8 protein-coding genes are annotated in these 12,071 nt (G+C 73.1%); 3 read left to right on the top strand and 5 right to left on the bottom strand.

Features of this window, described 5'->3' with window-relative positions; genetic code table 11:
* Positions 1 to 282: 282 nt before the first annotated feature.
* The 5 genes from J0911_RS09705 to J0911_RS09685 form a co-directional block, all read right to left on the bottom strand.
* Positions 283 to 1,062: a cupin domain-containing protein gene (locus tag J0911_RS09705; protein ID WP_207275271.1), complete on the bottom strand. Its 780-nt coding sequence runs from the start codon at positions 1,060 to 1,062 to the stop codon at positions 283 to 285.
* On the bottom strand, positions 1,056 to 2,108 hold the full coding sequence (locus tag J0911_RS09700; protein ID WP_207275270.1) for a DUF6807 domain-containing protein: 1,053 nt from the start codon (positions 2,106 to 2,108) through the stop codon (positions 1,056 to 1,058). The genes J0911_RS09705 and J0911_RS09700 overlap by 7 nt, the downstream gene beginning before the upstream one ends.
* On the bottom strand, positions 2,105 to 3,235 hold the full coding sequence (locus J0911_RS09695) for a Gfo/Idh/MocA family protein (RefSeq protein WP_207275269.1): 1,131 nt from the start codon (positions 3,233 to 3,235) through the stop codon (positions 2,105 to 2,107). The genes J0911_RS09700 and J0911_RS09695 overlap by 4 nt, the downstream gene beginning before the upstream one ends.
* Before the next feature lie 123 nt (positions 3,236 to 3,358).
* Positions 3,359 to 5,059 carry a mannitol dehydrogenase family protein gene (locus J0911_RS09690; RefSeq protein WP_207275268.1) on the bottom strand — a complete coding sequence of 567 codons (1,701 nt, stop codon included), beginning with the start codon at positions 5,057 to 5,059 and terminating at the stop codon, positions 3,359 to 3,361.
* Positions 5,060 to 5,087: 28 nt separating this feature from the next.
* A complete protein-coding gene (locus J0911_RS09685; RefSeq protein ID WP_207275267.1) occupies positions 5,088 to 6,125 on the bottom strand; it encodes a LacI family DNA-binding transcriptional regulator in 1,038 nt (345 codons plus the stop codon).
* Positions 6,126 to 6,271: 146 nt separating this feature from the next.
* Between J0911_RS09685 and J0911_RS09680 the strand changes: the two genes are divergently transcribed.
* The 3 genes from J0911_RS09680 (at position 6,272) to J0911_RS09670 (ending at position 11,861) form a co-directional block, all read left to right on the top strand.
* Positions 6,272 to 7,804 carry a glucuronate isomerase gene (locus J0911_RS09680; RefSeq protein WP_207275266.1) on the top strand — a complete coding sequence of 511 codons (1,533 nt, stop codon included), beginning with the start codon at positions 6,272 to 6,274 and terminating at the stop codon, positions 7,802 to 7,804.
* Between the two features lie 311 nt (positions 7,805 to 8,115).
* Positions 8,116 to 9,360, top strand: coding sequence for a D-mannonate dehydratase ManD (gene manD, locus J0911_RS09675; RefSeq protein ID WP_307865008.1), 1,245 nt, complete (start codon positions 8,116 to 8,118; stop codon positions 9,358 to 9,360).
* 263 nt (positions 9,361 to 9,623) lie between these two features.
* Positions 9,624 to 11,861: an alpha-glucuronidase gene (locus J0911_RS09670; protein WP_372434863.1), complete on the top strand. Its 2,238-nt coding sequence runs from the start codon at positions 9,624 to 9,626 to the stop codon at positions 11,859 to 11,861.
* The last annotated feature ends 210 nt before the right edge of the window (positions 11,862 to 12,071 follow it).

The following is a 12,071-nucleotide window of genomic DNA, read 5'->3' as shown; positions in this document are numbered from 1 at the left end:
CGCTCGCCCGGAGTCAGCACCGACTCCGGAGGTCGTCTCTCACATGCGGACGTGCTACCCGTCCCGCATGGATTGAAACGATACAACATGACGGGCAAACGCTGTCCATCGATCGAAGGTGACGATTTGGTCAAGAACTGCTTGCCCGCGGCACACGGACCGCTCCGCCGTGGTGCGTGCTCCTGAGGCGGCCCTCATACCGCGGTGGTCTCCGCGGCGGCGTGTCTCCCGGTGCGTCTCCCGGTCGTCCTCCCGGTCACGTTTCCCCGGCGCGTCTGCCGGTCAGCGCGTCGACCAGACCCGCAGCCTCCCGCACATGCCGTAACGGCGCGGGCCCGGGCGCGCGTCCGCGGCGGCCACCCTCCCGCCCATGAGGTGCGCGACGGCGTCCGCCGGGACGTCACGCGCCAGTGCGTCCAGGGCGCCGTCCGTCTCCGAGACGGTGCGAGCCGACGTGGTCGTCCACACCTCACGCCAGCGCTCCGCACGACCGTGCACCAGGCGCGCCGCGGCCGCGTAGAGCGGCTCCAACTGCCCCGGGCCGGCGGCCTCGACGTCCGCGCACAGCGCGGCGTAGCCCTCCAGCGCCAGGTCCCGGCGGGCGCGGGCGGCCGCGGCGACGGCAGCGTCCTCGGCCAGTTCGGCGGCCGGGCCGCCCTCGGGCATCGACCCGTCCGACGGCTCGGGCAGCGCCGCCGCCTGTCGGTAGGCGGCGGTCTCGGCCAGGACCGGGGACGGGAACGTCATGACGGCGTCACCCGCCTCCGGAAGGCCGGCGTTCGACATGACGACCAGGACCTCGAGCCCGCCGTCGTTCACCGCGCGGTGGATCACGCCGGGCGAGAACCACACGATCCGCCCGGGGGCGAGGTCGTGCGACGCGAAGCCTTCGGGCCCCAGCGTCTCCACGCGCCCGCGCCCCGCGAGCACCACATAGGCCTCGGTCGAGGTCGTGTGCAGATGCGGCGTCCCGGAGCCGCCCGGCGCATCCGCCGCGGGCCAGTCGTACACCCGCAGCTGCGAGACCGACGTCCCGCCAGGAAACACCGGCGCGTTCACCATCTCGATCGCTTCCCCAGTTCCTCCCGGCCCGCCCCCGCGAGGCGCTCCGCGCGGTCCCCGTCCGACTCCCCGTCGGCCACGACCACCGCGTACTCGAACACCAGCGTCTCCTCCGCGCCGAACGGGACCTCCGTGCTGAAGAACGGCGCGGGGCAGATGCAGCAGAACGGTGACGCCCGCACGAACCACTGCGGAGTCCCGCCCGGGTTCGTGCCGGGATCCACCATGAGCACGGTCGAAGCGGCCGAACCGCCGTCCGGGCCGGGCGCCGCACCGTCGTGCCGGCCCACGATGCCGAGCCACTCGAACCGCTCGCCACGCACCTCCTCGGCGTCACCGGTGAATCCCGGCGCGAGGACCATGCCCTCGGTGAACGACCGCGGCCCGCGCCAGAACAGCCCGCCGTACCCGGCGTTCTCCCGGCCGTTGGTGGTGGGACTGCCGATGTCCAGCGACTGCTCCGTCACGTTCGTCATCTCCGAACGCCAGGTGAGCACCCACGCGTCGTCGTGCACCGCCGCCCGTACGGAACGGCGTTCACGCACGACGACGTCGCCGGGCGCTCCCGCGACCGGGCCGCCCGGACCGTACGACCCGTCGGGCCCCGGCGGCGCCCAGCCGGCGGGTGTCGCGCGCCAGGCCAGCTCCTCGGCGAACCCGGCCGCTCCGCCGTCGGCCCAGACGCCGGCGAACTGCTCGTGTTCCTGCGTGCCGTCGTTCGTCAGGTTCTGGTAACCCTGCTCACGTACGTAGGTGGGCCCGCCCCAGAAGTTCCACGGCCCGACGTTGGGCAGCGACCACGCCATGCCCTTGTGCCACACGTGGTCCCAGGGCCGGTAGGCGCTGACCTCGCGTCCGCCGGCCGTCCGGATCGGGTGGAAGTAGGGGCGGGGCGACTCGTACTGGACGTCGCTCGGCCGGTAGACGTAGGTGAAGAGATCGCAGTGGAGCGCGGTCCCGTCGTCCTCCAGGCGGGGGACGGCCCTGACCTCGCCCGGAGGATCCTGGTGTCCGCGCGGGTTCCCGGTCGGCACCGGCTCGCTCATCGGGCCACCTCCTCGGCGACGTCCTTGACGGGTGCCCACTCGGGCCCGGAACCGCGCATCGACTCGTAGAACGGGTCGTCCGGGCCGATCTGCCCGGCACGGACGGGCACCCGCGTGAACGCGGAGCGGTAGATCGCGGCGGCCAGTTCGAGCGTGCCCCGGACGTCGGCCGCGGTGACGGGCGGCGCCTCGCCTGCGGCGAACGCGCGGTAGGTGGGAACGAACTGGGCGAGGTGCCCGCTCGGCAGCGCGTCGGGCTCGGGCCCCCAGTGCCGTGCGACGTCGTCCTGGCCGGCGACCGGCGTGAACGTCCAGTCGTCGTCCGAGTACCCGTAGAGGTGGGACAGCTCGATGGTGGCCTTCTCCGTGTCGAAGCGCAGGTCCGAGGTCTCGCGCGGGGAGAGGAGACTGTTCGTGACGCTCGCCATCGCACCGCTCGCGAACCGCACGATCGCCATCGAGACGTCCTCCGTGTCCACCTCCCGAGCGAGGCGGCCCGCCATCGCCGTCACCTCGGTCCACTCGCCGAACATCGCGAGCAGCAGGTCGAACTGGTGGATGCCGTGGCCCATCGTGGGGCCACCGCCCTCGGTGTCCCAGCGGCCCCGCCACGGAACGTCGAAGTAGGCAGGTGGCCGGAACCACAGGGTGTCGCAGGTGGCGACGAGCGGACGGCCGAGCGCGCCGTCGTCCAGCAGGCGACGCAGCCGCAGGGCACCCGCTCCGAACCGGTGCTGCACCACCTGCGTGAACCGCGCCGTTCCGACGCCGTTCCGGGCCGGGGCCGCGGATCTCTCGGCCGCGGCGATCCGGTCCAGCTCGGCGAGCGAGAGGACCGCCGGCTTCTCGACGACCACGTGCACCCCGGCCGCGAGCGCCTCCAGGGTGGCGGCCAGGTGGGCGCCGGGTGGCGTGCAGACGTGCAGCACGTCGGTCTCGGGCAGTACGTCGGCCAGGGACGTCCCGTGGCCCGGCACGCCGTGGTCGGTGGCGAACCGTGCGGCACGGTCGGCGTCGATGTCCACGGCGTGCACCACCTGCGCGGCGACACCGTGCTCACCGAGCGCGGCGATCGAGCTCGCGTGCTGCGCCGCGATGGCGCCGGTACCGAGAATCGTGGTTCTCATTCGGGTGCTCCCTGTCGTCGTCGACTACCCGCTCGATTCGATTCGGTCCGACACTACCCGCGGACGCCGACATTCGGAAAGGGCTTTCCTTCTGACCCCTTCCGCCGGGCCCACCCGCCGACCTCACCCGGCGGCGTCGAGGACCGCCTCCACGAGGTCGTCGCTCGTGACGGGAAGCAGCCCCGGGAGTGTGACCAGCCTGCGCACCACCTCGGGTGCCCGCCGGGATCCCGCCGCGCCGAGAGCCATGTCGGACCCGCCGGCCAGCGCGGCCAGTTCCTCGGCCCGCGGGTCGTCGACACCGTCGCAGGACCCGCCCGGCACGTCCGCACCCCGGCCGCTCGCGGCAAGCGTCCGGCGCTCGACGAACCTCGCCCACGACGCCAGCGCGAACGCGACGCCGTACGGTGTCCGCCCGGCCGCGAGCGAGTCCTCGACGACCCCGCCCCACCGGAACGGGATCTTCTGGGTCCCGTCCATCGCGACCTGGATCGTCGTGTGGCCGGTGTGCGGGTTGGCGAACCGGCGGAGGATCTCCTCACCGTACTCACCGAGGTCGAGACCGGGAGGCGGGGTGAGGGTCGGCAGTGCGTCGTCGAACAGGTAGACACGCGCGTGCCGCGCGATCACGGGATCGGCGATCGCCTCGGCGATCGTGGCGTGGCCGGCGAGTGCCCCCGCGTACGCGACCAGGGAGTGCGTCCCGTTCAGGAGGCGCAGCTTCGCCTGTTCGTACGGGGCGACATCCGGCGTCAGGGTGGCCCCGGCGTGCTCCCAGGCGGGGCGGGGCCCGGCGAAACGGTCCTCGATCACCCACTGGAGAAAGGGCTCGCCGACGACGAGTCCCTCGTCACGGACCCCGAGGGCGCGCTCGACGGCGTCGCGCTGACCGGGTGTCGTCGCGGGGACGATGCGGTCCACCATCGAACAGGGGAAGGCGACCCGGGCGTCCAGGTACGCCCGGAGGCCGTCGCCCTCGGCGCCGGGCAGCGCGGCGTCGACGGCCTCCCGCACCAGCCGCTCCAGGACGCGGCCGTTGTCGACCATGTTGTCGCACGTCAGCACGGTGAGGGGAGCGTCGCCCGCGCGGTGGCGGGCGGCGAGGCCGCGGACGAGCAACCCGATGGCCGACGCGGCCGGCAGGACCTCGGCGGCCGGGGGCACCGGCGCGCCGTCCGGCACCGCGGACGAGGCGACGGCCTGCTGTGCGGCGGCCACGGGCGGCGACGGATCGCCGGGCGCCGCCCGACCGGCCGGCCGGGGCCGTGCGGCAGCCGCCTGCGGTGCCTCGCTGCCGGCGAGGACGTCGAGGTCGGGACGCACCCGGTCGACGTCGAGGCCGCCGCCGGGGAGCCGGGCATACCCCTTCTCGGTGATCGTCAGGGTGACGACATGGGTGGTCGGCGCGGCGAGGGTGTCGATCACCCGCGCGGTCTCGGCAGCGGGGTAGGCGACATCGACCACCGCGCCCACGAGGTCAAGCCGGAGGTCGTCGCCGACGACGTACCCCGGTCGCGCAGCCCCGCCCGCGCCGGCCGCGCCGCTCCCGTCCTCGGCACCCGCGGCCGTGGCTGCGCCGGCCGTCAGGACGCCGTACACCCCGCCCTGCGGGCGGAGCTGGTCGCGAACCGTGGCCGAGCGCTGGGTGACGCCGAGGATCCCCCAGGTGAGATCCCCCGTCGCGACCATCGCGCGCTCCGTGCACACGGCCTGGTGAGCGCGATGGAACGCCCCGATTCCCAGGTGCACGATCCCGATCCGCTCCGGGTCCACCGGTGCGGCCACCATCTCCGGGAGCGTTCCCCGTCGGAGCCTGTCGGTCATGGCGTTCCTCCTCCGTGTCGGTCGTCCGTCATCGCCCGCCCGGCCGCGCGGGCGCGGGCCCCGCCGATCCGCGGACCACCAGCTCCACGGGCAGCCGTGCGCCCGCCGCCGGTGTCGTCGCGCCCGAGAGCCGAGCCAGCAGGAGATCCACCGCACGTCCTCCCAGCCGGTCCAGCGGCACCCGGACGGTCGTCAGCGCCGGGGTGACCAGCGTCGCCAGGGGGACGTCGTCGTACCCGACCACGGACATCTCGCCAGGCACGTCGACCCCGCGCTGCCGCAGCCGGTCCAGCACACCGAGCGCCATCAGGTCGTTGAAGACGACGGCGGCGGTCACGCCGCTCGCCAGCGCATGGTCGGCGGCCTGCGTGCCACCGGCGAAGTGGGGCCGGAACTCGCCCAGCTCGACGAGCCGCACGCCCCAGCGCCCCGCCGCGGCGTGCAGGCCCGCGACCCGTCGCGCGCCCGACCAGGAGGCGATCGGTCCGGCCGCCACCCCTACCGCCCGGTGCCCCAGGGAGCTCAGGTGCCCCAGGATCTGAGCGACGCCGTCGGCGTCGTCGAGGGTCACGGCCGGGATGGCGGGGGCCGTGGTGGCGACGCCGTCGGCGCGCTCCGGGACCGTCGGCAGCTCCCGGTTGAGCAGCACCGCGGTCACTCCGCCCAGGGCTTCGCGGAGCGTCGCCGCGTCCGCGCGTGGCGACGCGACGAGCAGGCCGTCGGTGCGAGCCGCGAGCGCGCGGATCAGCGGGGGCTCGGCGTCGGGGTCCTCGTCGGAGTCGGCGACGAACACCTCGTACCCCTCCGCGCGGGCACGGGCCTGCACCGCTTTCGTGATGGCGGCGAAGAAGGGGTTCTCCAGGTCGGGGACGAGCAGGCCCACGGCGTGCGTGCGCCCGGTGCGCAGCCCGCGCGCCACGGGGTGGGGCCGGTAGCCGAGCCGCTCCGCGGCCGCCAGCACGCGTGCGCGGGTGGCCGGCGAGATCTTGCTGCGGGGATCGAACGAGCGCGAGACGGTCGAGATCGAGACGCCGGCGTCGCGGGCGACATCGTGCACCGTTGCCATGGCACCTCCTCTGGGCCGGACCTGTCACGCGAACGTTTGCACACAGTGCGGGCGTCGCGCAACCAGGAGATCTGGCGAACCGTGGCCTCGGACCACTCGGGTACGATGCAAACGTTCGCACGGCAACGATGCCCAGGAGGCCCGGCATGACCGAATGGACCCTGCACCCGGATCGCGCACTTCCCGCCGACCCTGCCACCCGACCTGTCGCCCGCGAGATCTACGAGACCACCCGCGACCTCCCCATCGTGTCGATGCACGGGCATGTGGACGTCACCACCTTCGCCGACGACGCCCCGTTCCCCGACCCGGCGCAGCTGTTCGTCGTTCCGGACCACTACCTGACCCGGATGCTCGTGTCACAGGGCACGCCGCTGCCGGCGCTGGGCGTGGGGCCGGAGGGAACACCCGGCCTCGAGACCGATCCGCGGGCGATCTGGCGCCGGTTCTGCGCGGGCTGGAAGCACTTCCGCGGCACGCCGACCCGGTACTGGCTGGAGCACGAGCTGGTCGAGATCTTCGGCGTCACCGAGCGTCCGTCGGCCGAGAGCGCCGACGCGATCTACGACCAGATCGCCGCCCGTCTCGCGGAGCCCGACTTCCGCCCTCGCGCTCTGCTGGACCGGTTCCGCATCGAGACCCTCGCCACCACGGACCCGGCATGGAGCGATCTGGAGCAGCACCGGAGGCTCGCGGCGGAGCTCGGCAGCCTGGCCGAGAACGTCGGCGGGAACGGGCCGGCCGCCCGTGCCGCGCACACCGCGGGGACAGCGGCCGGTTCCGGGTCGGCCGCGCCCGGTACCGCCACGCTCCCGGCGCCACGCGTCGTACCCACCTTCCGGCCGGACCCGCTCCTGCACCTGGACCAGCCCGCGTGGCGGGACGACGTCGGGCGCCTGGCCGCGGCATCGGGTATCGAGATCGGCGACTACACCACCTATCTGGCCGCACTGCGCGAGCGCCGCCGTGCCTTCGTCGCCGCCGGAGGCAGCGCGACCGACCACGGCCACCTCAGCGCGGACACGACGCCGCTGCCCGACGACGTCGCCGCCGGCCTCTTCGCACGGGCACTGGCCGGCGACGACGTCACCGCGGGCGAGGCCGCCGCGTTCTCCGCGCACATGCTGTTCCAGATGGCGGCGATGTCGTGCGAGGACGGACTCGTCATGCAGCTGCACCCGGGGGTACTCCGGAACCACGACACGGAGCGGCACGCGATCTTCGGCCCTGACAAGGGCTACGACATCCCGGTCGTCACCGAGTACACGCACGCGCTGCGACCGGTCCTGGAGACGTTCGGGCACGTCGAGAACTTCCGTCTGATCGCGTTCACCGTGGACGAGGACACCTACTCCCGCGAACTCGCGCCGCTCGCCGGGGTGTACCCGGCGCTCCGGCTGGGTGCGCCGTGGTGGTTCCTCGACGAGCCGGACGCGATGCGCAGGTTCCGCGAGGCGACGACGGGGACGGCCGGGTTCTCGAACCTGTCGGGATTCGTCGACGACACCCGTGCCTTCTGCTCGATCCCCGCCCGTCACGACCTCGCCCGCCGGATCGACGCCGGCTACCTGGCGCGGCTCGTCGCCGAACACCGGTTGGACCTCGACGAAGCGGTTGACACCGCCGCAGACCTCGCGTACCACCTCCCGAAGAAGGCCTACCCGGCCCCCACCCCCTGACGGCCCACCCGGCGTCCGGCGGGCACCCCGACTCCCGGGTGGATGTGGTCGGCGGGATGTCGAGCGGTCGGTCGGATGTCGGTGCGGTCGGTCCCTCAGGGGACCGACCGCACCGACATCCGGCCGACCGATCTCGACAACGGACCGACCGCACCCGCCGGCTGCGCTCGCCGGTGGGCGCGCGCTCGCCGGTGGCGCGCTCTCGCCGGAGCACTACGGTGCCCGATCCGCTCGCCGGCGTCCGCCTGACCCGTCGCGCCGGTCGGCGAGCGGGCGGACGGCGCCGGAACCGACCAAGGAGAACGTTTCCCGTGTCCCACATCGAATCCGCCGAGGTGCTGCTCACCTCGCCCGGCCGCAATTTCGTCACGCTCAAGATCACGACGTCGGACGGCGTCACCGGGCTCGGCGACGCGACCGTCAACGGCCGCGAGCTCGCGGTCGCCGCCTACCTCACCGACCACGTCGTCCCGCTGCTGATCGGCCGGGATCCCGCCAACATCGAGGACACCTGGCAGTACCTGTACCGGGGCGCCTACTGGCGGCGCGGCCCCGTCACGATGGCCGCCATCGCCGCCGTCGACGTCGCGCTGTGGGACATCAAGGCCAAGGCCGCCGGGCTGCCGCTCTACCAGCTGCTGGGCGGAGCGTCGCGCAAGGGCGCGCTCGCCTACGGCCACGCGTCGGGCACCACGGTCGAGGCGCTGTTCGACTCCATCCGCAACCATCTCGAACTGGGATTTCGCGCGATCCGGATTCAGACCGGAGTCCCGGGCCTCGGCCAGGTGTACGGCGTCGCGGGCGACCAGCGCCCGGGACAGCGGTACGACTACGAACCGGCCAGACGGAACGTCGTCGCGGGGCGCGCGCTGCCGGTCGAGGAGGAGTGGGACACGTCGGCGTACCTCCGGCACATCCCGGGCGTCTTCGAGGCGGTGCGTCACGAGTTCGGCCCGGAGCTACCGCTCCTGCACGACGGCCACCACCGGATGCGCCCCATCGAGGCCGCCCGTCTGGCCCGCGACCTCGAGCCCTACCGCCTGTTCTGGCTGGAGGACGCCACACCGGGCGAGGACCAGGACGCCCTGCGCCTGATCCGGCAGCACTCGACCACACCGATCGCCATCGGCGAGGTGTTCAACACCGCCTTCGACTACCAGACCCTCATCACGGAGCGTCTCATCGACTACGTCCGCTCGGCCGTCACCCACACCGGCGGGATCACGCACATGAGGAAACTGCTCGACTTCGCCGGGCTGTACGGCATCCGCTCGGGGATGCACGGGCCCACCGACGTCTCCCCCGTGGGCATGGCGGCCGCGCTGCACCTGGACCTGGCCGTCCACAACTTCGGCATCCAGGAGTACATGAAGCACAGCGACACGACGCTGGAGGTCTTCCGGACGTCGTACACGTTCACCGACGGGCTGCTCCATCCGGGGGTGAACCCTGGTCTCGGGGTGGACCTGGACGAGGATCTCGCGGCACGCTTCGAGTACACACCCGCGTACCTGCCCATCAACCGCACCCTCGACGGAACGGTCCACGACTGGTGAACTCCTCCCCCCGCAGCACCCCGGCCAGCATCCCCGACGACGCCTCCAGCGGTGCTCCCCGCGACGCCCGGCGGCCCGGCGCGCACGCCTCCGGGCCGCACACCGGGTCGTCCCCGGCCAGGCCGCGCAAGGACGGATCACGCCCGGCGGAGCCACACGCGGGACGGAACCCCGCCGAGCCGCCTGCGTCGGGGGCAGGCCCTGCCCGGCCGCATGCCGCCTGGCTGCCCGAAGCGGCGTTCGCGGCCGTCGGGCGGCGTCGCGTGGCGATCCGCGGCGACGGCGCGCTGGTCGGCACCGTCGCCGCCGAGGTCGCGACGGCCACCGCCACCCACGGCGGCTCGTTCACCCGGCTGGAGTCGGGCTCAGGCGTGTTCGACGCCGACCTGGTCCTCACCATCGCGGAGGACGACGCCGACCCGCAGGCACCTTCGTCCCTGGCCGCCGCTCCCCACGCCGCATCTGTCGACCACACCATTTCTGGCGACCACGCCATTTCGGGCCGTGGAAACGCGTCCACGGCCCGAAATGGCGTGGTCGCCACGGATGGCGTGGTCGACGGGCGGGACACGACCGGCGAGGAGGACGACGAGTCGTTCCGGGTGTCGCGGGAGGACGGCGCCGTCGTCGTCGAGGCAGCCTGCGACCGAGGGCTGCTGTACGGGTTCTTCCACGTCGTCCGGCTCGGGGAGGCGGCGTTCAGCGGACCGGACCTGGTCGAGCGGCACGCGCCGGCCACCGCCCTGCGGATGCTCGACCACTGGGATAACGTCGCGGTCCACGAGGTCATGGGGCAGGTCGAGCGGGGGTACTCCGGCGGGTCGATCTTCTACGACCACGGCCGGGTACGTACGGACCTGTCGCGTGTCGAGGCATACGCGCGCCTGCTCGCCTCCACCGGGGTCAACCGCGTGGCGATCAACAACGTGAACGTGCACGCCCGCGAGGCGCGCCTGCTCACGGACGACCTGCCGCACGTCGCCCGGATCGCGGCGGCGTTCCGGCCGTGGGGCATCCGGGTGCACCTGTCGGTGTCCTTCGCGTCGCCGATCACGCTGGGAGGACTCGGCACGTCGGATCCGCTGGATCCGGCCGTGGCACGCTGGTGGCGTGAGGCCGCCGACCGGGTCTGGGCCGAGATCCCCGACTTCGGTGGCTTCGTGGTGAAGGCGGACTCCGAGGGTCAGCCGGGCCCGTTCGCCTACGGACGCGACCACGCCGACGGCGCGAACATGCTCGCCGAGGCCGTCGCCCCGCACGGCGGGCTCGTGCACTGGCGCGCCTTCGTCTACGACCATCGCCAGGACTGGCGCGACCGCTCCACCGACCGGGCACGCGCGGCGCACGACCACTTCGCCCCGCTCGACGGGCGGTTCGCCGAGAACGTGATCGTCCAGGTCAAGTACGGCCCGATGGACTTCCAGGTCCGCGAGCCGGTGTCCCCGGTGATCGCGGCGATGCCGGACACGCGGGTCGCCCTGGAGCTCCAGGTCACCCAGGAGTACACGGGCCAGCAGAAGCACGCCGTGTACCTGGGCCGCCAGTGGAGCGAGGTCCTGACCTTCGACTTCGCGGGTCCGGACGGTGACCGCGCGGCCCTTCCGCCGACATCGGTGGCCGGGATCGTGGCGCGCTCCGGCGGCATCGTCGCCGTCTCCAACGTGGGGGACGACGAGTTCTGGACCGGGCATCCTCTGGCGCAGGCCAACCTCTATGCGTACGGCCGGCTGGCCTGGAACCCCGCCGCGGATCCCACCGCACTGCTCGACGAGTGGATCGCGCTGACGTTCCCGGGCGCACCGGCCGACGTCGTCCACACCCTGCACGAGGTCCTCGACGAGTCCTGGGAGACGTACGAGCGGTACACCTCCCCCCTCGGTGTCGGCTTCATGGTGCGCCCCGGCCACCACTACGGCCCCGACGTGGACGGCTACGAGTACACCCCCTGGGGCACCTACCACTTCGCGGACCGTGACGGGATCGGCGTCGACCGGACGGTGGCGACCGGGACGGGGTACGCAGGCCTGTACCCGCAACCGTGGGCGTCGGTCTACGAGTCCCTGGAGACGTGCCCCGACGAGTTGCTGCTGTTCTTCCACCACGTCCCGTACACGCATGTCCTGCACTCGGGGAAGACCGTGATCCAGCACATCTACGACACGCACTTCGACGGCGTGGAGCGGGTCGAGAGGTTCGCCGCCGCGTGGGACGGCGTCGCGGCGGCGCTGTCCGACGACGGTGGTCACACGGGGCCGGGCCACGCGCCGCGCCCCGGCGACACCGCTCACGCCGGAGCAGACACCGCAGGAGCAGACGACGGGCGCGCCGGGCCGGGGCGCACCACCCCGGCCGGTGCGGGCTCGGGTGCGCGCCTGGCGGCCCGGGTGTCGGAGCGCCTGGCGGAGCAGCTTCGCAGCGCGATCGAGTGGCGCGACCAGGTGAACACGTACTTCTATCGCAAATCTGGCATACCGGATGAACAGGGCCGCACCATCTTCTGAGCCGGCGGAGCGCCCTGGCGCCTGACCGACTGCGGTCGGCCCGTCGTCGACGGTGACCGACTGCGGTCGGCCGGTTGTCGAGCGGTCGGCCGGTTGTCGAGCGGTCGGCCGGTTGTCGAGCGGTCGGTCTGTTGTCGACGTAGGTCGGTCCGTTGTCGACGTAGGTCGGTCCGTTGTCGACGTAGGTCGGTCCGTTGTCGACGTAGGTCG

It is taken from the genome of Myceligenerans salitolerans, from assembly GCF_017349295.1.
GTDB classification, from domain to species: Bacteria; Actinomycetota; Actinomycetes; order Actinomycetales; family Cellulomonadaceae; genus Myceligenerans; species Myceligenerans salitolerans.
The sequence above is the reverse complement of the archived record's forward strand: the minus strand, read 5'-3'. Positions and strand labels throughout refer to the sequence as shown.